At 60.0% G+C, this 20,150-nt stretch carries 15 protein-coding genes and 1 riboswitch; of the genes, 13 read left to right on the top strand and 2 right to left on the bottom strand.

Translation table 11 applies throughout. The features are described 5' to 3' along the window. The first annotated feature begins 102 nt into the window (after positions 1–102). Together JQN68_RS02500 and JQN68_RS02495 are read left to right on the top strand one after the other, a co-directional pair. The gene (locus tag JQN68_RS02500) at positions 103–1,500 is read left to right on the top strand and encodes an MATE family efflux transporter (protein WP_225071373.1); all 1,398 of its coding nucleotides are present in this window, start codon (positions 103–105) and stop codon (positions 1,498–1,500) included. Positions 1,501–1,612: 112 nt separating this feature from the next. Then, positions 1,613–2,590 carry a calcium/sodium antiporter gene (locus JQN68_RS02495; RefSeq protein WP_225071374.1) on the top strand — a complete coding sequence of 326 codons (978 nt, stop codon included), beginning with the start codon at positions 1,613–1,615 and terminating at the stop codon, positions 2,588–2,590. A gap of 139 nt (positions 2,591–2,729) precedes the next feature. On the opposite strand, the gene thrC is transcribed toward JQN68_RS02495, so the two are convergent. Further along, positions 2,730–4,118 (bottom strand): threonine synthase, encoded by a 1,389-nt coding sequence (gene thrC, locus JQN68_RS02490; RefSeq protein ID WP_225071375.1) that lies wholly within the window; start codon positions 4,116–4,118, stop codon positions 2,730–2,732. A gap of 243 nt (positions 4,119–4,361) precedes the next feature. Between thrC and JQN68_RS02485 the strand changes: the two genes are divergently transcribed. From JQN68_RS02485 to JQN68_RS02460, 6 genes are all read left to right on the top strand, one after another. Beyond that, positions 4,362–4,856: a metallophosphoesterase family protein gene (locus JQN68_RS02485; protein WP_225071376.1), complete on the top strand. Its 495-nt coding sequence runs from the start codon at positions 4,362–4,364 to the stop codon at positions 4,854–4,856. 134 nt (positions 4,857–4,990) lie between these two features. Next, positions 4,991–5,488, top strand: coding sequence for an HIT family protein (locus JQN68_RS02480; RefSeq protein ID WP_225071377.1), 498 nt, complete (start codon positions 4,991–4,993; stop codon positions 5,486–5,488). 112 nt (positions 5,489–5,600) lie between these two features. Beyond that, positions 5,601–6,167 (top strand): MotA/TolQ/ExbB proton channel family protein, encoded by a 567-nt coding sequence (locus tag JQN68_RS02475; protein WP_225071378.1) that lies wholly within the window; start codon positions 5,601–5,603, stop codon positions 6,165–6,167. A gap of 3 nt (positions 6,168–6,170) precedes the next feature. Then, positions 6,171–6,581, top strand: coding sequence for an ExbD/TolR family protein (locus JQN68_RS02470; protein ID WP_225071379.1), 411 nt, complete (start codon positions 6,171–6,173; stop codon positions 6,579–6,581). Further along, positions 6,578–7,540, top strand: coding sequence for an ROK family protein (locus JQN68_RS02465; RefSeq protein ID WP_225071380.1), 963 nt, complete (start codon positions 6,578–6,580; stop codon positions 7,538–7,540). The genes JQN68_RS02470 and JQN68_RS02465 overlap by 4 nt, the downstream gene beginning before the upstream one ends. An 11-nt stretch (positions 7,541–7,551) precedes the next feature. After that, positions 7,552–8,640: a 6-phosphofructokinase gene (locus JQN68_RS02460; RefSeq protein WP_225071381.1), complete on the top strand. Its 1,089-nt coding sequence runs from the start codon at positions 7,552–7,554 to the stop codon at positions 8,638–8,640. A 70-nt stretch (positions 8,641–8,710) separates the two neighbouring features. On the opposite strand, the gene JQN68_RS02455 is transcribed toward JQN68_RS02460, so the two are convergent. Continuing rightward, the gene (locus JQN68_RS02455; RefSeq protein ID WP_225071382.1) at positions 8,711–9,703 is read right to left on the bottom strand and encodes a cation diffusion facilitator family transporter; all 993 of its coding nucleotides are present in this window, start codon (positions 9,701–9,703) and stop codon (positions 8,711–8,713) included. Positions 9,704–10,010: 307 nt separating this feature from the next. Here JQN68_RS02455 and mutS point away from each other — a divergent pair, with 307 nt between their 5' ends. Genes mutS through JQN68_RS02430 form a run of 5 tightly spaced genes read left to right on the top strand, consistent with a single transcriptional unit; the run spans position 10,011 to position 19,237 of the window. Next, entirely contained in the window at positions 10,011–12,629 is a 2,619-nt protein-coding gene (mutS, locus tag JQN68_RS02450) for a DNA mismatch repair protein MutS (protein WP_225071383.1), read from the top strand. Continuing rightward, positions 12,626–14,359 carry an N-acetylmuramoyl-L-alanine amidase gene (locus JQN68_RS02445; protein ID WP_225071384.1) on the top strand — a complete coding sequence of 578 codons (1,734 nt, stop codon included), beginning with the start codon at positions 12,626–12,628 and terminating at the stop codon, positions 14,357–14,359. Before mutS ends, JQN68_RS02445 begins: the two co-directional genes overlap by 4 nt. Next, positions 14,356–17,058: a [protein-PII] uridylyltransferase gene (glnD, locus tag JQN68_RS02440; RefSeq protein WP_283775346.1), complete on the top strand. Its 2,703-nt coding sequence runs from the start codon at positions 14,356–14,358 to the stop codon at positions 17,056–17,058. Before JQN68_RS02445 ends, glnD begins: the two co-directional genes overlap by 4 nt. A 35-nt stretch (positions 17,059–17,093) precedes the next feature. Then, entirely contained in the window at positions 17,094–17,981 is an 888-nt protein-coding gene (gene xerD, locus JQN68_RS02435; protein WP_225071385.1) for a site-specific tyrosine recombinase XerD, read from the top strand. 44 nt (positions 17,982–18,025) lie between these two features. Beyond that, positions 18,026–19,237, top strand: coding sequence for a cofactor-independent phosphoglycerate mutase (locus JQN68_RS02430; RefSeq protein ID WP_225071386.1), 1,212 nt, complete (start codon positions 18,026–18,028; stop codon positions 19,235–19,237). 750 nt (positions 19,238–19,987) lie between these two features. Beyond that, positions 19,988–20,065: riboswitch (cyclic di-GMP riboswitch) on the top strand. The last annotated feature ends 85 nt before the right edge of the window (positions 20,066–20,150 follow it).

The following is a 20,150-nucleotide window of genomic DNA, read 5'->3' as shown; positions in this document are numbered from 1 at the left end:
CGGCAGGAATGCAATGGGTTGAAATCTGGAAGCGCTGGTGTCTGCGGGCCCGGCGCTTTTTGGTGCCCGTAAGAGGGCGCAAAGGGCAGGTTCGGATTGCCAATGACTTTGGAAACACGCCAGAATAATGCTGGGACCCCTCCCGTAGAGGGCGGCCTGCGGGAGATGCTGACCGTCGCTCTACCCATGGTCATCTCCCATGCCAGCGAAACGGTGCTGATTTTCACCGATCGGGTGTTCCTGTCACGACTCGGGCCGGTGCCCATGAGCGCCGCCATGGCCGGCGGTCTGACCGCCTTCATGATGATGACCTTTTTCATCGGCCTGACCGGCTATGCCACGGCGCTGTCGGCCCAGTACCTGGGGGCCGGACGTAAAGAAAACTGCGCCTTGGTCCTGACCCAGGCCGGACTGCTGGCCCTGCTGGCCACTCCCTTGATCCTGGCGGCTCGGCCCCTTGGCCATGGTTTGTTTCGGATCATGGACCTGTCGCCCGAGCAGTTGGTACAGCAACGCCTCTATTTCGATATTCTGCTTTACGGGGCCATCCTGGTCCTGCTGCGCACCTGTCTGAGCAGTTTTTTTTCCGGCATCGGTCGCACCCGGGTGGTGATGTTTTCAGCCATGACCGCCATGGTGGTCAATGTCGGCGCCAACTATGTACTCATCTTCGGCAAGCTTGGCTTGCCCGCTCTCGGTTTGCGCGGAGCGGCTTACGGCACCTTGCTCGGCAGTCTGTGCGGCCTGCTGGTACTGCTGACATCCTATCTTGGTCGCAGTAATCGACAGGAATACGGGGTGTTGGCTTCGTTGCGTTTCGATGGCCAGGTGATGGGAAAACTACTGCGCTATGGCTCTCCGGCCGGTGTGGAGATGTTTCTCAACCTCCTGGCCTTCACGTCCATGATCCTGATCTTCCATGGCCACAGCCTGGTGACGGCAGCCGCGGTGACCATCGTTTTCAACTGGGACCTGGTTTCTTTCGTGCCGCTGTTGGGCATCCAGATCGGTGTGGTCAGCCTGGTCGGCCGCTATCTGGGCGCCGGTCGGCCCGACATCGCCGAGCGTGTCACCCGCTCCGGTCTGAAGATGGCATGGGCCTATTCTTCACTGATCCTGATGTTGTTCGTCAGTTTTCCCGGGCAACTGGTGGCGGTCTTTCAGCCGCGTGAGATGGATATCGTCTTCCACCAGGCTGCTCCGTTGGCCACCACCATGCTGCGTCTGGCAGCGTTTTGGGTGTTGGCCGATGGGGTGATGCTGGTTTTCAGCGGTGCTTTACGCGGGGCTGGAGATACCCTCTGGGCCATGTGCGCCTCGGTGGCCTTACACTGGTTGCTGATTCCCGTGCTGGTGCTGTTCCTCAAGGTTCTGGAGTTGCCGCCCCAGTCCGCCTGGTTGGTGCTCATCGCCTTCTTCCTGAGTTTCAGCGGCCTGTTTTATCTGCGCTATCGTAGCGGAAAATGGAAAACCCTGTCCGTGGTGCGGGAAAGCAAATAAGAACCATAACGCATCATCTTGACTTGGGATGGCAGAGGTTGGCCCGGGCATGGTTCATGCTGTGTCTGCGGCGGCCTTGATGAACCCGTGATTCGATTCAGGAGAAAATGTAATGCTGTGGCCTTTGGTTGCCGTGATCGGTGGTCTGTTGCTGCTTCTTTGGAGTGCCGACCGCTTTGTGGAGGGGGCGGCCATGACGGCGCGCTATGCCGGCATGTCGCCTTTGCTCATCGGTATGCTGATCGTGGGTTTTGGCACCTCCGCCCCGGAAATGGTGGTTTCGGCTTTTTCCGCGGCGCAGGGCAATCCGGGTTTGGCCCTCGGCAATGCCTTCGGTTCCAATATCGCCAATATCGCTCTGATCCTGGGGGTGACGGCGATCATCAGCCCGATTCCGGTCAGGTCCAGGGTTTTGCGCAAGGAGCTGCCGGTGTGCATGGGCGTGACGGTGCTGGCGGTTCTGCTGCTGCTGGATGGGCATTTGTCGCGTTTGGACGCCGGGGTGCTGCTGGCGGTTTTCAGTGTTTTGATGTTTTGGTCCTTGTGCCAGGGAAGGCAACCGGACAGTGATCCGCTGGCCTTGGAGGTGGATCAGGAATTGCGGACCCATGCCCTGTCCCGGAATGGGGCGCTGGCTTGGCTGTTGCTGGGCTTGCTGCTGCTCATTGTCAGTTCACGGGTGCTGGTCTGGGGGGCGGTGGCCATTGCCCAAACTTTCGGAGTCAGCGATTTGGTCATCGGCCTGACGGTCGTGGCCATCGGCACCTCCCTGCCCGAACTGGCCTCCTCCCTGGCGGCGGCCCGCAAGGGCGAACATGAAATCGCCCTGGGCAACGTGCTCGGGTCCAACCTGTTCAACACCTTGGCCGTGGTCGGCATTGCCGGGGCCATTCAGCCCCTGACGGTAGCCAAGGAGGTGCTGACCCGGGATTGCCTGGTCATGAGCTTGCTGACTTTGTCCCTGTTTATCCTGGGATATGGCTTCCGGGGGAGGCCGGGTCGCATAAACCGTCTGGAGGGCTTGATGCTCTTGCTTTGCTATCTGATCTATAGCGGATGGGTGGCGTCGTCGGTTTTGAGTGGCCGATAGGCGACCTTTATGGAAGATATAAAACCCCCTGTCATCAATGTGTTGACAGGGGGTTTTTCATGTTTTACTTCAGGTTTTAAGGGCGCTGCTCCCAGATCGGAGCCGGCTCGGATCCAGGTACGGAGTCGGGACGCCCAGCCTATTGGGCATGCCGACGGATGTATTCCTTGATCTGCTCCGTGTCGGCGTCGGTGATTTCGCACCGGCGAGGACGCTGTTCGATGTCCTTCAGGGAATCCGGCAGGGGCGGTACCTGGCCGATGGCTTCCTGCACCGCCTCGCCGAATTTGGCCGGATGGGCCGTGGCCAGGCAGATGAGGGGAACTTCCCCGCCGGCCTGTTCGCGGCCGACCTTGACGCCGATGGCGGTATGGGGGTCGAGAATGTAGCCGGTGGCGGCGTGGAAGTCGCGGATGGTCGCCAGGGTTTCGGCACGGCTGGCCGAACCGGCCAGAAACTCGCGCGCCACCTGCCGGCGCTGGTCGGCATCGAAGGTCAGGCGGCCGCCGGCGGCAAATTCAGCCATGGCCTCGCGCACCCGGTCGCAGCGACGGTCGAAGAGGAAATAGAGGTAGCGCTCGAAGTTGCTGGCCAGTTGGATATCCATGGACGGTGCCGGAGTGGGCACGACGGAACGGATGGAATAGTCGCCCTGGGAGACGAAACGGGTCAGAATATCATTTTCATTGGTGGCCAGAATCAGCCGGCGAATGGGCAGTCCCATGCGTTTGGCGATATAGCCGGCGAAGATGTCGCCGAAGTTGCCCGTAGGTACCGAAAAATAGACTTCCTTGCAGCCGGTGGCACGTTGCACCCGACCCCAGGCGTAGAAATAGTAAACCACCTGTGCCAGGACCCGGGCCCAGTTGATGGAGTTGACCGCGCCGAGGGCGAAGCCGGTTTTGAAATCGAGGTCGCCGAACACCTCCTTGACGATGCGTTGACCGTCGTCAAAGGTCCCGCGAATCGCCAGGTTGAAGACGTTCGGGTCGGTGACCGTGGTCATCTGCAGTTCCTGAATGGGGGATACCCGCTGGTGGGGGTGGAGGATGAAGATGTTGATGTTTTCCTTGCCCCGTACGCCGTAGATGGCCGCGCTGCCCGTATCGCCGGAGGTGGCGCCGAGGATGTTCATTTTGGCGCCCTGTTCCCGCAGCAGATATTCGAACAGATTGCCCAGAAACTGCAGGGCCACGTCCTTGAAGGCCAGGGTGGGGCCGTGGAACAGTTCGAGAATGTAGACTCCGTCCTGGTGCACCACCGGGGTGGTTTCCTCATGGCTGAAGGTCTGATAGGATTTGTCGATGAGCTGCTTCAGGTCGGCCGAGGGGATGCCTTCCGTGAACAGGGAGATGATGCGAAAAGCCAGTTCCGGATAGGCCAGATGGCCGAGGGCGGCCAAATCGCCGGGCGCCAGGACGGGAATGCTTTCCGGCAGCAACAGGCCGCCATCGTCGGCCAGTCCCATCATGACCGCCTCTTTGAAGGACAGGTTGGCGGTTTTGCCGCGGGTGCTGATATAACGCATGGGAATTCGACTCCTTGATTTTGGGCAGAAGAATGGTTCGGTCAGGCGCCGACGGGCCGGGAAGCTGAACGATTTAAGGCGGCCACGGCGCCGCACATCATAGCAGCCCGGGAATGAAAATGGAAGGGGGCAGGGCGACTGACACCGGCAGGGCCGCCGATGGGATTACCGTTGACAGGGTCGGTTGCAACGGGTAGAAATGGCGTTGGTCATCGCCTTGGCGTCGGCCTGGAAAGGATTCGAATGTTCATGAAAATCGGGGTGCTTTCCGACACCCATATGCGTCAGCCTTTGCAGTATGCGGATTTCTTTGAGCGGTTGCTGGCCGGGCCCTTCGCCGATGTCGCCATGATTCTGCATGCCGGAGATCTGGTGGACGACGATCTGGTTTGCTGTTTCGGGAACTGTCCGGTGCATGCGGTACGCGGCAACATGGATCCCGCCTCCAGCCGACTGCCGGCGAAAAGGGTCGTGGGTGCCGGCAGGTTCTCCATCGGCCTCTGTCATGGCTGGGGACCGCCGGAGGGTTTGGAGCGGCGGGTGCTGAACGCATTTTCCAATCAGGCCATCGACTGCCTGGTCTTCGGCCACAGCCATGCTCCGGTTTGCCGCGAACTCGACGGTGTGCTGCTGCTCAACCCCGGCAGCGCCGTGAATCCCCGCGGTTGGCCTCACCCGACCGTGGGCTTGCTGGAAGTGGGCGAGGGCCTCTCCGGTCGCATTATCCCTCTGTCCTGATGGGAAAGCTGTTTTCCCTCGGACTATAAGGTCCATGCCGGAATGATGGGTGGGTTGGCCGCATGTTTGGTTAGTGCAGGATAGGCAGCGCCGGTTTCGCCGCCAAGGGCGGCACCCGGCGGGGAGATCAATTCATGGAACAGCTTTGGGCCCCGTGGCGCATGACGTACCTGGAGTGCAAGGACAAGGATGCCGGCGATTGTTGCGTGTTCTGCATTCGCGATCGGGTCGATGAAGATCCGCAGCGGTTGGTGCTCTTTCGGGGCCGGCATGCTTTCGTCATCATGAATAAATATCCCTATAACAACGGTCATCTGCTCCTGGCGCCCTATCGGCACGTGCCCGACATCATTGATCTGACCGATGAAGAGATGGCCGAAATGCACCAAATGCTCCGCTTGGCCCGCAATGTCCTGCAGGAAGCCCTGAATCCCCAGGGATTCAATATCGGCATCAACCTGGGTCGGATTGCCGGTGCCGGCCTGGCGGATCATCTGCACATGCACATCGTCCCGCGCTGGAGCGGGGATACCAACTTCATGCCGGTATTCTCCGAAGTGCGGGTCCTGCCCCAGCATCTGGATGCGACTTATGCCCTGCTGGCGCCTCTGTTTCAAGGCAAGAATCCTTGAATTTTTTCGTTTTCTCGATGAACAAGCCGACCAGGCTCGGCGTTCTGTCCGGTTACCGTAACGAAAGGGATGTATAGGCATGCTTGAACTTTTCTCAAAAGGCGGGATACTGATGTATCCCATCCTGGCCTGCTCGGTCATGGCCCTGGCCATTTTTTTCGAACGGCTTTGGACCTATGCCCGTTTGGGTCGCGGTACCAAAGAGTTGGTGCGCGAGGTGGAAGGTCTGGTTCACAAGCAGCGTATTGATGAGGCGATTCTGGTCTGCCAGCGTTCCGGAACCCCCCTGGCCCGCATTCTGTTGGCGGCCTTGCAGAACCACGGTCGGCCGCGCGACCATATTAAAACGGTGGTGGAAGAGGTCGGTTCGCGGGAAGCGGCCCCTTTGGAGCGCTACCTCGGCCTGCTGGGGACCATCACCACCATTTCACCCCTGCTCGGTCTGCTTGGCACGGTACTGGGCATGATTCGGGCCTTTACCATTATCGCCGCTGAAGGGCGCGGTACCCCGGCCACCCTTGGCGGCGGTATTTCCGAGGCCCTGATCACCACCGCAGCCGGCCTGTTTGTCGCCATTCCGGCCATCCTGCTGCATAAATATCTCACCAGCCGGGCCGAGCACATGGTCATGGAGATGGAAGAGAACTCCCTGCGCCTGGTCGATCTGCTGGGAGGGTAATCCATGGCTTTCCGGAAAAAGAAGTTCGAGACGCCACGCGTCGATCTGACGCCCATGGTCGACTGTGTTTTTTTGCTGCTGATTTTCTTTCTGCTTTCGACCAGCTTTGTCGAGGCGCCGGGCATCACCGTCAAATTGCCGGAATCGACGGCCCAGGAACGACAGCAGGAGGTCAAGGAAGTGAAGGTTTACCTCTCTACGGCCGGGGAAATCTATGTGGGCGAGAAGCGTTTCGACAAGGCCCAACTGGTCTCCCATCTGCGCAGTTTCGGCGCACAGGCCGAGGAGATGACCTTCCTGTTGCTGGCGGATCGTGAAGCCCAGCACGGCAAGGTGGTGGAACTCATGGACCTGGCGCGGGCGAACGGCTTTGCCAAGCTGGCCATCGCCACGGAGTTGCCGGAGCGCCGATGAGCGAGGACCTCTATCTGGCCATGGATCTGGGGGGTACCAATTGCCGGGCCGGATTGGCAGGTCTTGACGGCCGGTTGCGGAATATGCGGCGCATGGCCACTCCGGATCTTGCCTCGCCCCGCGATTTTGTGTCGGCTCTGGCCGATTTCTGCCGGCTGGTCATGGGCGATGTCAGGGTGCAAAGCTTCGGCCTCGGCGTGCCGGGGGCCGTGGAGGCCGCGGGCCGCATCGCCTTTTCCCCCAACCTGCCGCAGCTCAACGGGTTGCCGCTGGCGTTGGAACTGCAGGAGTTGCTGGGCATGCCGGTGCGGGTAGTCAACGATGCCAACGCCATCGCCGTGGGCGAAGCCTGTTACGGCGCCGGCCGCGAACTCGACTCCTTTCTCACCATCACCCTCGGCACCGGGGTCGGCGGCGGCCTGATCCTGCGACGTCGACTTTGGGAGGGGCCCGACGGCACTGCCGGGGAGGTCGGCCATCTCATGGTGGAGGCCGAGGGGCGGTCTTGTGCCTGTGGCAGTCGCGGCTGTCTGGAGCAGTATGCTTCCGGGCCGGGCCTGGTGCGTACCTACCGGGAGTTGGCCTCGGCCGTGGCGGGCGCCGTGGCGCCAGGGCCGGCCAGTGGCGAGGAGGTGGCTCAGGCGGCGGAAGGCGGCGATGCCATCGCCCTTGCCAGCCTGGGCGAAGCGGGCCGCCGTCTCGGCCAGGTCATCGCCGGCGTCGCCAATCTGCTGAATATCGATGGCGTGATCATCACCGGCGGTGCCAGCGGCCATTTGCCTCTGATGCTGCCGGCTTTGCATCAGGAATTGCATCTGCGGGCGTTTGCCACCGCCGGCCGGCGCCTGGCCATTCAACCGGGGATGCTGGGTGATGGGGCCGGCCTCCTCGGCGCCGCCCGCCTGGCGGCCATGTCCCCGACGCACTTTTCCGTGAACGATGAACCTCTGAATTCATAAGGAGCCCCAGCATGATCCAAACCATTGCCATTTTGAACGGCGGCGGCGATTGTCCCGGACTCAACGGTGTTATCCGAGGCGTGGTGCGGGCCGCCGTACTGCAACGCAATTGGCGGGTCCTGGGCATCGAGGACGGCTTCGATGGCCTGGTCGACCGTCCGCGTTATCGGGATCTGGACCTGGCCTGCGTCCAAGGCATCCTGCCGCGCGGCGGCACCATTCTCGGCACCAGCAATCGCGGCAATCCCTTCCGTTATCCCGTGAAGGTCGATGGCAAAGTCTGTCTGCAGGATGTCTCGGAGCGGGTGCTGAACAATTTTCGGCAACTGGGCGCCCAGGCCCTGATTGCCGTCGGCGGCGACGGCACCTTGAAGATTGCCCGGCGCCTGAATGATATGGGCATGCCGGTGGTCGGGGTGCCGAAAACCATCGACAACGATCTCCGCGGTACGGATGTGACCTTCGGCTACAATACCGCCGTCAGTATCGTCACCGAAGCATTGGATCGTTTGCAGACCACCGCCGAAAGCCATCATCGGGTCATGGTCCTGGAGGTCATGGGCCGGGATGCCGGGTGGATCGCCCTGGAATCGGGCATTGCCGGTTCGGCGGATGTGATTCTGATTCCCGAAATCCCCTTTGATCTGGAAAAGGTCTGTCGGCATATCGTCCGGCGCCGTTCGGCGGGCAACCGTGCCACCATCGTCGTGGTAGCCGAAGGTGCCTTTCCCGTCGGCGGGCATAAGGTGGTCCAGGCCACCGCCGAGGAGACCTTCGGGCTCGAACGTTTGGGCGGCATCGGGCATTATGTGGCTGACGCCTTTGAAAGGGTCCACGGCCTGGAAACGCGGGTTGTGGTTCTGGGCCATGTGCAGCGTGGCGGGAGCCCCACCCATTTCGACCGCATCCTGGCGAGCCGTTTCGGGGTCAAGGCGGTGGATCTCATCGATCGCGGTCAATTCGGGGAGATGGTGGTGCTCAAAGGGCGGGAGGTGGTGGCCATGCCTATCGAAGACGCGGTCTGCACCCAGAACCGGGTTGATCCGAAAGGCAATCTGGTTTGGACTGCCGAGCAATTGGGTATCATGATGGGGCGCTGAAAGTGTGCGGTCTGCAGTGGCGGAGGGTGTCGTGCCCCCTCCGCCGCGGGCCTGTGTTGAACCGATACTTTCAGTCTCCCGATTGCAGGCGGTCCTGGCCTGACGCGGCCAGAAAGGAGGCGCGCCCTTTGGGCGAATCCTGTCGCCCCGGACAGCTTTCGTAGCCGGGACATTGGTCGAGGACGCAGGGTTCGACGTGGATGGTGACATCCGCTCCCGGGATGCGTTGCTTGATGCGCAACTCCAGGTGATCGGCGATGGCATGGGCCTCCTCGACGGAGAGGAACTTGCACAGGGTGAGGTGAAAGTCGATGATCTTCTGGGAACCGGCGCGGCGGGTGCGCAGTCGATGATAACCCAGCAGGTCCTTGCGGTGGGCCTCCAGCACCTGGGTTATTTCCTCCCTCAGGGTGTCCGGCAGGCGCTCGTCGAGAATGTCGCGCAGGCCATATCGTACCAGGCCGAAGGCTTGGTAAAAAATATACAGGGCGACGACGATGGACAGCACCGGATCCAGCCAGGCGATGCCGAACCAGGTGATGAGGACCAGGCCGACCAGCAGGGCCAGGTTGGTGTAAACGTCCATGGAAAAATGCAGGGAATCGGCCTGTAGGGCCGATGAGTCCGTTTCCCGGGCGGTTTTGACCAAAAACCGACTGACCTTCCAGGACACCACGGCACTGCCGGCCAGTACTGCAATCCCGCCTTGAAGGTTGCCGAGTTCCACCCCGGCGAGCAGGCGGCGCACCGATTCGACCATGACCCAGAGGCCGGAGGCGCCGATGACCACCGACTGGATGATGGTGGCCAGGGTTTCGAATTTGCCGTGGCCGAAGGGGTGTTTGCTGTCCGGCGGCTGGGTGGCCTGCCGGATGGCCAGGTAGTTGGCACCCGACATGAGGATGTCCAACAGGGAGTCGATGGCCGAAGACATGACCGCCATGGAGCCCGTCAGCAGGCCGGTGGTCAGTTTGACCAGGGTGAGCCCTGTGGCTGTGGCCATGGAGATGCGGGCGGCGCGGATTTTTTTTCTGTCGTTATCCATAATGGGGCGGTCTTTCATGACGGCGGCTCTTGATAAGCGGCATTGATGGCCTGAAGGCCGCGGGACTCTAGCACATTATAGTAAAAAAATCGAGCTTTGGTCGCCACGGCACCTCCCATAAGAAACATTGCACGAATCCTTTTCCGTCAGTTTTCTCCCAAACCGGTTGCCAGGATGTTGGCCCGCCTGCCAGGTTGGCTTGGGCCTGATACGTGCTGGTCGGTAAATGGTTTACATCCGCAGGACCCTTTGTTAACATAATGCCGATTTTGACGGGCTATCTGTCCGTTATTTGATGCGATATTCCAGGAGCCGCCACGCTGTCATGAGTCAGGTTACCCCCATGATGCGCCAGTACCTTGAAATCAAGGCGCAATATCCCGATGCCATTCTGTTCTTCCGGCTCGGGGATTTTTATGAAATGTTCCTGGACGATGCCGTTACCGCCTCGCGGGTTCTGGATATCACCCTGACGTCGCGGAACAAGGGAGCTGAAGAACAGATTCCCTTGTGCGGGGTGCCCTTTCACAGCAGTCAACCCTACATCGCCCGGTTGGTGGACGCCGGATACCGGGTCGCCATCTGCGAACAGGTCGAGGATCCGCGGGCGGCCAAGGGCATTGTGCGGCGCGAAGTGGTGCGCGTGGTTACTCCCGGGCTGGTGGCCGACGCGGACAGTCTGCAACCCAAGGAGAACCATTACCTGGTCAGTCTGGCGGCGGATGCCGACTGCTGGGGAATGGCGGTGCTGGATATCAGTACCGGCGAGTTTCGGGCCACGCAAGCCGGGCAATTGGAAACCCTGCGTGGTGAGTTGGCTGCTCTCGGCCCCCGCGAGATTCTGCTGGCGGAAAGGGAGGACTGCCCCTGGCAGCCGCTGTTGCAGCAACTGGCCGGAGACGGGTTGGTCACCCGCCTGCCGGCCTGGGTTTTTGATCCGGACCACGGCGCCGCCCGGTTACAGGAATTCTTTTCCTGCCAGAGCCTCGAGGTTTTCGGCTGCAGTGGTCTGCCGGGCGCCCAGGCGGCGGCGGGAGCGGTACTGCACTACCTGTCGCGCACCCATATGGATCGGGCGGGCCACATCCGCCCCCTGACCACCTACCATACCCAGGACTACATGGTGCTGGACACCAGCACGCGGCGCAACCTGGAACTCACTGCGACCCTGCGCGACGGGCGCAAGAAGGGTTCCCTGCTCGGTGTTCTGGATCAGACGGTGACCGCCATGGGAGGTCGCAAGCTGCGTCACTGGCTGCATCATCCCCTGGTTGATCTGGAACGGATACGGGCCCGTCACGAGGCCGTCGCGGAGTTGCTGGAACAGAGCCTGCTGCGGGCCGATCTGCGCGCGGACCTGGATGGGGTATACGACCTGGAGCGCCTCAACGGCCGGGTCGCCATGGGCCAGGCCAATGCCCGCGATCTGGTGGCCCTCAAGTCTTCCCTGGAGCGACTGCCGGTCTTGCTGGAACGGTTGGGTTCATGCCAGAGCGCCCTGCTGGTGCAGCTTCAGCAGTCCGTCGATACCTTGGCCGACCTGTGCGCGGGCATCGCTGCCGCCCTGGTGGACGACCCGCCCGTCGGTTTGCGGGACGGGGGCCTGATTCGCGACGGTCATTGCTTGGAATTGGACGAACTGCGCGACATCCGCCGCAACGGCAAGAGCTGGATCCTGCAACTTGAGGCCCGGGAACGGCAACGCACCGGCATCGCCTCCCTGAAGGTCCGGTTCAACAAGGTCTTCGGCTACTATATCGAAGTGACCCGCAGCCATCTGGCCAAGGTTCCAGAGGATTACCTGCGCAAGCAGACCCTGGCCAATGCCGAACGCTTTTTTACCCCGGAACTCAAGGAATACGAAGAAAAGGTACTGGGAGCCGAGGAAAAGCTGGTGGAACTGGAATACCAGCTGTTTCAGCAACTGCGTACCGTCGTGGCCGAGCAGGGCCAACGTATTCAGCACACCGCCGAGGCGCTGGCAACCCTGGACGTGCTGCTGAGTCTGGCGGAGGTCGGCCATCGCCGCGACTACGTGGTGCCCCGGATGGATGACAGCGACGTGCTGGAGATTCGGGAGGGCCGGCACCCGGTCATCGAGGCCATGGAGCTCGGGGAAAACTTCGTCTCCAACGATTTGGCCATGGATTGCCGGGAACGGCAGATCATGGTCATCACCGGTCCCAACATGGCCGGCAAGTCGACCTTCATGCGCCAGGTGGCCCTCATCGCCCTGATGGCGCACATGGGCAGCCTGGTGCCGGCCCGGTCGGCCCGCATCGGCCTCATCGATCGCATCTTTACTCGGGTCGGGGCCAGCGACAACCTGGCCCAGGGGCAGTCCACCTTTATGGTGGAAATGACCGAAGCCGCCCATATTCTCAACCATGCCACCTCGCGCAGTCTCATCGTGCTGGATGAGATCGGGCGCGGCACCTCGACCTTCGACGGTATCAGCATCGCTTGGGCGGTGGCCGAGTATCTGCACGACCAGGCCCGGGTGGCGGCCAAGACCCTGTTTGCCACCCATTATCATGAACTGACCGACCTGGTGCATACCTGCGAGCGGGTGCGCAATCTCAACATCGCGGTCCGCGAATGGCAGGATCAGGTCATTTTTCTGCGCAGGATCGTCCCGGGGCCGGCCAGTCATTCCTACGGCATCCAGGTCGCCCGTCTTGCCGGGCTGCCGGATGCGGTCCTGGGCCGCGCGCGGGAGATCTTGCAAAACCTGGAAAAGGGCGAGTACGAAGTCAACGGCCAGCCGCGCCTGGCTCATCGCCGGATCCGGACCCGGTCGCAACCGGCCAGTCCGCAGTTGTCCCTGTTCGCTCCTCAGACCGATGCCCTGCGGGACCGGTTGCGGGAGGTGGATATCGCCACCATGACTCCCCTGGAGGGGCTCAACCTGCTGCATGAACTCAAAAAGATGATGGAGCCATGACTGTTGCACGACGGATAATCGGATTGTTGCTGTGCGGGCTGGCGCTGGCCGGTTCCGCCCTGGCCGCCGGCCCCGGTGATGCGGTGTTTCTGCGGGCCCGACGGGCTTACCAGGAACTTCAGGGCTCCCCGCAGAAACAGCAATCCCGGGATAACTGGTTGCGGGTCGTCGCGGAGCTTGATGCCGCGGTGGCCGCTCATCCCGGGCATGCCGAAGCGGCGGATGCCCTGTTCCGGGCGGGCAAGAGCTGGGAGGGCCTCTACCGGTTTTCAAGGCGGACGGAGGATGCGCGTTCCGCGGTGCAGTGTTACGACCGCTTGGCCGCGGATTATTCCGCCAGTTCCCTGGCCGACGATGCCCTCTACCTGGGCGGCAGCGTGTTGGAGCGGTTGGGCGACATGGCTTCGGCCTTTTTGCGCTATCAGTCGGCGGTAGAGCGTTTTCCGGAAGGCGACCTTACCCCCCTGGCCCGCTTGGGACGCGATCGACTGCAGGCTCACGCACCGAAGGAGGTGCCGGCGGTTGCTGCCTTGCAGCCGGTCCCGGTTCCTGACGGGCCTGCCGGGCCGGTGGAAATCAGTCAGATCCGGCACTGGTCCAATCCCGGTTATACCCGCATTGTGCTGGAGATGGACGGCCGCGCCGAGTACAAGGTGAACATGCTCAGGGCCGACCCGGCCCACAACGTCGGCCCGCGATTGGTCATCGACTTTAATCAGTCCAAGCTGCATCGTCGCATTCCAACCCGGGAAACGGTGCGTGACGGCCTGCTGCAGAGCATCCGCACCGGCTATCCCGACGACCGGACCGCCCGGGTCGTTCTCGACCTGGTCAGTGTTCGGGATTACAAGATTTTTCCCCTTTATGACCCCAACCGGCTGGTGATCGATGTGGCGGCCGCCGAAGGTGCGGTGTTGCAAAGCCGCACCAGCGAACTGAGTTCCTTGCCGGTTCCGGATCGGGACCCCATTGCCCGGGTGGTAAGCAGAGCCGAACCGGAGCCGCCGGCCACGATGCCTGCCGCGGCCAAGGCTCCGCCCGCCGGCCTGCGCCGCATTGTCGTCGATGCCGGTCACGGCGGCAAGGATCCCGGTGCCGTCGGTCCTTCCGGCATCAAGGAAAAGGACGTCAACCTGGCCATGGCCCTGGTGGTGGCCAAAAAGCTCGAACAGGAGCTGGGGTGCGAAGTTATCCTGACCCGCAAGACCGATGTTTTTTTGCCCCTGGAGGAACGCACCGCCATGGCCAACCGGGTCGGTGCCGACCTGTTCATCTCCATCCACGCCAATGCCAGCCCCAACGCCCTGGTACGCGGGGTGGAAACCTACTACCTCAACTTCTCCCGCAGCGACCGGGCGGCAGCCGTGGCGGCCCGGGAGAACGGCACCTCTCTGAAGCAGGTCGGGGAATTGGAACTCATCCTTTTCGACCTGATGGCCAACGCCAAGATCAATGAATCCAGTCGCTTGGCAAAGGAAATTCATTCTGCCATGGTTCGCCAGCTGAGCGCCAATTTCGACGGCATCCGCGATCACGGGGTGCGTCAGGGGCCCTTCTATGTTCTGGTCGGAGCCAACATGCCGTCGGTGCTGGTGGAAGCCGGCTACATCAGCAATGCCCAGGAAGAGCTTCTTCTGACCCAGCCCCAATTCCATGAACGCACGGCCAAGGCCATCGTCGAAGGGGTGCGCAACTTCATTCAACCGCCCAAGGGTGTTGCCCAACGATGAACTCCATGCTGGCTTTGAATCTTGAAGGGTATTTCCCTCCCGCCTTGTTTGGTACCCGTGCCGGTTCTTTCCAGGACCAGCGCCTGGCGTTGCTGGAGGGAGCCGGGGCTTTTTTGCGCCACTACCAGGAGTTGATCCGGGCCGACCACCGCCAGGGGGCTTCCGGAAAGCAGGTCGTGGCGGATCTGACCCTGCTGGCGGATACCTTGATCGAAGTGTTGTTCCGGGCGGCATCCAGCGATTTGCCCGATAAAGGGCACAACTGGTGCGCTCTCATCGCTCTGGGCGGCTACGGTCGCAGTCAGCTCAATCCCCGCTCCGACATCGACATCATGTTTTATTACAGCGGCAAGGGCAAGGAGTTCTCCGAGCAACTCAGCGAGCGGATGCTCTACCTGCTGTGGGATTTGGGCCTTGATGTCGGTTACAGCATCCGCAACGTCCGGCATTGCCTGGATATCGCCGAGCAGGACATCACCGCCCGCACGGCCCTGCTGGATTCACGGTTTCTGGTCGGCAACCCCATCTCCTACCAGGAATACGAGAAGATGGTGCTGGACAAAGTGCTGGCCTGGCAGAGCAAGGTCTATATCCGCCAGAAACTGGAGGAAAATGCCCGACGACTGAGCCGTTATGGCTCGTCGGTCTACCTGCTGGAACCCAATATCAAGGAAGGCGAGGGCGGTCTGCGGGATCTGCATACAGCCATCTGGATTGCCCAGGTCAAGTTCAAGGGCCGCTCCATGGCCGACCTGGTCGCCAAGGGCATCATAACCGAGCGGGAGCAGAACGAATTCGAACGGGCCTTCGACTACCTGTGGCGCATCCGCAACGAACTGCACTATCTGTCCAACGGCAAAAACGAACAATTGCGCTTCGATCAGCAGGAAAAGATTGCGCGGTTTCTCGGCTATTGCGACGATGGCAGGGCTTTGGCCGTCGAACAGTTCATGCAGGACTACTATGCCCACGCCACCCATGTGGAGGAGATCTCCTCGCGCCTGATTGCCAAAGTGCTGCAGCATGACGAGTCGCCCGTGGACACGGCAGCCGCTTGCATGGTGCGCCAGATCGGCGAAGGGTTCTATGTCCTGGGGCGCGAACTGCGTCTGCGCGAAGAAGATCTGTTCGTACGCGATCCGGCCATGATGATGCGGGCCTTTCGCCTGGCCCAAATCCATGAGGTTTCCCTCAGCCTGCAGATCAAAACCCTGATTCGGGACAATCTGCATCGGCTCAACGACCGCATCCGGCGTTCCCGCGTCATGGTCGACAATTTCATGGATATCCTGCGCGACCAGCGAGGACCTCTCAAATCCCTGCGGGATATGCATCACCTGCGTTTCCTCAATCATTTCATCCCCGAATTCGGGCGCATCTACTGCAAGGTGCAGCATGACGCCTATCATATCTACACCGTGGATATTCATTCTCTGTTCGCCATCGCCGAACTGAGTAAGCTTTGGGAGGGGATATACGCCGAGGATTTGCCCCAATTGACCCAGGTGGCCAATGATATCGAAAAGCGTGAGTTGCTGTTGTTGGCGATTCTGCTGCACGATGTAGGCAAGGGGGAGGGGCGCGACCATTGCAACAAAGGGGCTGACCTGATGCCCACCGTCGCCCGGCGTCTGGGCCTGAACCGTGAGGACAGCCGTCGCCTTGAGTTTCTGGTCCGCCATCACCTGCAGATGGCCCATATCTCCCAGCGCCGGGATCTGCACGATGACCGCCTGATTGTCGAATTTGCCCGGCTCATGGGCATGAGCGAAAACCTGAAGATGCTCTATCTGCTGACTTTCGCCGACCTGCGTGCCGTCGGGCCCGATGTCTGGTCCGGCTGGAAAGGCATGCTGCTGCAGGAATTGTATGAAAAAACTCATCTGGTTCTGGAGCGGGGCAATTTCCTGCAGGAAATGAAATCGGAGAAAGTACGCAACCGCAAACGCAAGGTGGCCGGTCTGCTGGCGGATGAATTCGATGCCAAGCTGATCAGCGACCGGTTGCGGCAGATGAGCACCCGCTATCTGCTGGCCTACCGGTCCGACGTCATCGCCGATCATACCCGGCTGATTCTGCGAAACCGCAACCGGTTGCTGACCTTTCGCGTGGAAACCGACCCCGATGGGGCCTTTAACCAGATCACGGTGGTGACCCGTGACGTGCCGGGACTGTTCGCCAGCATCACCGGCGCCATGGCCGCCTTCGGTCTCAATATCCTCGGCGCCCAGATCTTTACCCAGCGGGACGGTACGGCTCTGGACATCCTTCAGGTGCAGGGGACGGGCGGGCAACCCCTGGCCGACGAGCAGCGCTGGCAGCAGGTGGAGGAAACCCTCCTTGGCATCCTCGAAGGCCGCATCCAGGTCGAGGAGTTGATCGGTCGCCGCAAAAAACCCGTCTTTTGGGGACAACCTCATCACCCCATGGTTTCCAGTCGCATCGATGTGGACAATCAGGTATCAGCCGAATATACGGTGGTGGATATCTATACGCACGACAAAATCGGCCTGCTCTATCGCATGACCCGCACCTTCCGCGATCTGAGCCTGTATATCGGGGTCGCCAAAATATCCACCAAGGTCGACCAGGTGGCCGATACCTTCTATATCCAAGATATTTTCGGCCACAAATTGACCGATCCCCAACGTCTGGAAGAAATGCGCGAAGCTTTGCTGAAATGCCTGGACCAGGAATGATTTTACCCATAAAAATATAAAAAAATCAGATATATATGGATCAAACCCTCGATAATTTTCTTAATTTTTTGGTAGTTGAAAAGGGACTGTCCCGGAACACCCTGGATGCCTACGGACGGGATTTGGCCCGCTATGTGACCTTTCTCAAAGAGCAGAAACTGGAATCCCTGGAGGCCGTCAATTCGCCTCTGGTGCTGCGTTTTCTGGGTCGCCTCAAGGAGTGGGGGCTATCGCCTCGCAGCCGCGCCCGGAGCTTGGTTTCCCTGCGTATGTTTCACAAGTTTCTGCTCAACGAGGGATTGACCTCGGCCAATCCGACGGAACTGGTTACGGCCCCCAAAAGCTTGCAGGCGCTGCCGCGCACCCTGTCTCCGCGCGAGGTGGAGAAGTTGCTTACGGCGCCCTGCGGTGAACGTTGGATCGATGTACGGGATCGGGCCATGCTCGAGATTCTCTACGCCACCGGCCTGCGGGTTTCGGAACTGGTCGGGCTGAAACTGTCGGACCTGCAGCTCGACGTCGGCTATCTGATGGCCTTCGGCAAGCGCAGCAAGGAACGGATCGTGCCCATGGGTGAAGCCGCCGCCACGGCAGTGCGGGTCTACCTGGCGCAGGGACGACCTCAGTTGGCCCGCGATAAAACGACACCGTTCCTGTTCCTGAACCGCTCCGGTAATGGGTTGACACGTCAGGGCTTCTGGAAGATTATTAAACGGCGGGCGCTGGAATCCGGGATCTGCAAAAACATCACCCCACATACCCTGCGACACTCTTTTGCGACCCATTTGCTGGACAATGGTGCCGATCTGCGCGCGGTGCAGGCCATGCTTGGTCATGCCGACATCTCGACGACCCAGATTTACACCCATGTCACCCGCGAACGTCTGAAAAAGTTGCACCAGCAGATTCATCCCCGCGGTTAAAGGATGCCGGCCGAATGGCCGCAATTTTTTCAAGAGAGGCTTTAATGAAATACGTGGTTTTATTGGGGGACGGCATGGCGGATGAGCCGATAGCCGCATTGAATGGGAAAACCCCTCTCGAACATGCCCATACACCGGCTATGGACAGTTTGGCCCGGGACGGCGAAATCGGCCTGGCTCAGACCATCCCGCCGGGATTTCCCCCGGGCAGCGATGTCGCCAACCTGTCGGTCTTCGGTTACGACCCCCGCATTTGCTACAGCGGTCGTTCGCCCCTGGAGGCCGCCAGCATGGGAGTGGCCCTGGGCCCTGCCGATGTCGCGTTCCGCCTTAATCTGGTGACCCTTGGCGAAGGCCCTTGCGGAGAGATCATGGAGGATTTTTCCGCCGGCCACATCACCACCGAAGAAGCCAGGCAATTGCTGCTGTTTCTACAGGAAAACCTGGGCAGCCGGGAGTTCGAGTTTTTCCCCGGCGTTTCCTATCGCCACCTGCTGGTCTGGCGCGCGGGGCGGGATGACCTGCAATTCACGCCCCCACACGATATCAGCGGCCAACCCATCGGTGCCTTTCTGCCGTCCGGCGACGGGGCGCCCGTCCTCATGGATCTGGCCGCCAAGGCTCGCCGCTTGCTGGCCGGGCATCCCGTCAATCAGGCCCGGTTGGCCGCCGGCAAGAAGCCGGCCAACGCCATCTGGCTGTGGGGACATGGCCGGGCACCGCAAATGGAACCGATTACCGCCCGCTACGGTCTCTCCGGCGCGGTGATTTCGGCCGTCGATCTGATCAAGGGCATCGGTATTTATGCCGGGCTCGATGTAATCAATGTGCCGGGCGCCACCGGCTATCTCGATACGAACTACTTGGGTAAAGCCGAGTATGCCCTCGAGGCCCTGCGCAGCCGTGATTATATCTATGTGCACGTCGAGGCTCCGGACGAAGCCTCCCACGGCGGCCTGTTGCCGGAAAAGATTCAAGCCATCGAAGATTTTGATCGGCTGGTGGTCGGCACCATGGTGGAGGGTTTGCGGAAACTGGGCCCGTTCAGAGTGCTGGTGCTGCCGGATCATCCAACGCCTCTTTCCAAGCGTACCCACACCAGCGACGCCGTGCCCTATATCCTTTATGGTTCCGACGGCGAATTCAGCAATCCGATCCCGGCCGACGGCTATCACGAACGGGCCGCCGTCGCTTCAGGGCGCTATCTGCCGGAAGGTCATCGGCTTATGGAGCGGTTGGTGCACGGTCCCGCCTGATGTACCCCGTTGTTTATTTTTTGCCCCTTCTGTCATCACCGGCAGAAGGGTTTTTTTGTGCCTGGGCCCGGGGCATTTTCGGGCTTGGAATGTCGCTCTTTCCCGACAGTTACCGTCTATTGCACATCTTAATCCACGACAATTCCTCGACTTCTTTTTTATCCTAAAAAAATACATTTGATTTCAGATGCTTTTAAGCCCCACCCGGTTCTCCTGAAGGGAGTCATCCGTCGGCAAATCACGACAGAGAGGGCAGTTCTTGTCCCTGGGGGTTGGTCTTTTCACTGCCGGACCGACCCATTGCTGCGCTAGGAATAGCTCGAAAACTCAAAAGATTAAAAGATGGCTTGTATTTTCATGTCAAGTTTCACCATGCCATGGACGGCAAAACCGAAAATTGGGCACGTCTCCAAAGCGTTACAATTTCACCAAGTCAATACTAACTTTTTGAAATTATATGTATGTCATATCTTCTGACATTTCTACCATTTTAAAAATTCTTAAAAAATAAAGAAATATAATTTAAAAATATAGTAAAATTTCTCCAATAATATGAAAATATTTCACTTTTATAGGGGGTTAGCTTCCTTGGCACAGGCATTGCTATTAGAAGGGCAGTAAAAGAAATTTGCTGAATGTTTTATTGATTGCGTTATCTCAGCAGGAGGATGGGCCAAATAGAAATTCTAATTATCACTTTTCCTCCACCGTTGAAAGGGACTCAGCCATGATTTAAAAAGTTAATAATTATTTCGAAAAGGGCAAAGTCAGAGCAATCTGATGACGCAAAGCCGCGGGTCCATGTCCTTGGACAGCCGGGTTGCCGAAACTGTTATTATTTTCATGGGGATGAAATATGACAGGATTGATCTGAAAAAGCCTTTCTTGGATCCGGGAAAGGCTTTGTTTTTGG

This window comes from Desulfuromonas sp. CSMB_57 (assembly GCF_020194955.2).
In the GTDB taxonomy this organism is placed as follows: domain Bacteria; phylum Desulfobacterota; class Desulfuromonadia; order Desulfuromonadales; family Syntrophotaleaceae; genus JAFCIY02.
The sequence above is the reverse complement of the archived record's forward strand: the minus strand, read 5'-3'. Positions and strand labels throughout refer to the sequence as shown.

Excerpts from the sequence above, each read along its gene's own strand:
- JQN68_RS02500 (WP_225071373.1), top strand. The coding sequence starts at position 103 with ATGACTTTGGAAACACGCCAGAATAATGCTGGGACCCCTCCCGTAGAG.
- JQN68_RS02495 (WP_225071374.1), top strand. The coding sequence starts at position 1,613 with ATGCTGTGGCCTTTGGTTGCCGTGATCGGTGGTCTGTTGCTGCTTCTT.
- thrC (WP_225071375.1), bottom strand. The coding sequence starts at position 4,118 with ATGCGTTATATCAGCACCCGCGGCAAAACCGCCAACCTGTCCTTCAAA.
- JQN68_RS02485 (WP_225071376.1), top strand. The coding sequence starts at position 4,362 with ATGTTCATGAAAATCGGGGTGCTTTCCGACACCCATATGCGTCAGCCT.
- JQN68_RS02480 (WP_225071377.1), top strand. The coding sequence starts at position 4,991 with ATGGAACAGCTTTGGGCCCCGTGGCGCATGACGTACCTGGAGTGCAAG.
- JQN68_RS02475 (WP_225071378.1), top strand. The coding sequence starts at position 5,601 with ATGTATCCCATCCTGGCCTGCTCGGTCATGGCCCTGGCCATTTTTTTC.
- JQN68_RS02470 (WP_225071379.1), top strand. The coding sequence starts at position 6,171 with ATGGCTTTCCGGAAAAAGAAGTTCGAGACGCCACGCGTCGATCTGACG.
- JQN68_RS02465 (WP_225071380.1), top strand. The coding sequence starts at position 6,578 with ATGAGCGAGGACCTCTATCTGGCCATGGATCTGGGGGGTACCAATTGC.
- JQN68_RS02460 (WP_225071381.1), top strand. The coding sequence starts at position 7,552 with ATGATCCAAACCATTGCCATTTTGAACGGCGGCGGCGATTGTCCCGGA.
- JQN68_RS02455 (WP_225071382.1), bottom strand. The coding sequence starts at position 9,703 with ATGAAAGACCGCCCCATTATGGATAACGACAGAAAAAAAATCCGCGCC.
- mutS (WP_225071383.1), top strand. The coding sequence starts at position 10,011 with ATGAGTCAGGTTACCCCCATGATGCGCCAGTACCTTGAAATCAAGGCG.
- JQN68_RS02445 (WP_225071384.1), top strand. The coding sequence starts at position 12,626 with ATGACTGTTGCACGACGGATAATCGGATTGTTGCTGTGCGGGCTGGCG.
- glnD (WP_283775346.1), top strand. The coding sequence starts at position 14,356 with ATGAACTCCATGCTGGCTTTGAATCTTGAAGGGTATTTCCCTCCCGCC.
- xerD (WP_225071385.1), top strand. The coding sequence starts at position 17,094 with ATGGATCAAACCCTCGATAATTTTCTTAATTTTTTGGTAGTTGAAAAG.
- JQN68_RS02430 (WP_225071386.1), top strand. The coding sequence starts at position 18,026 with ATGAAATACGTGGTTTTATTGGGGGACGGCATGGCGGATGAGCCGATA.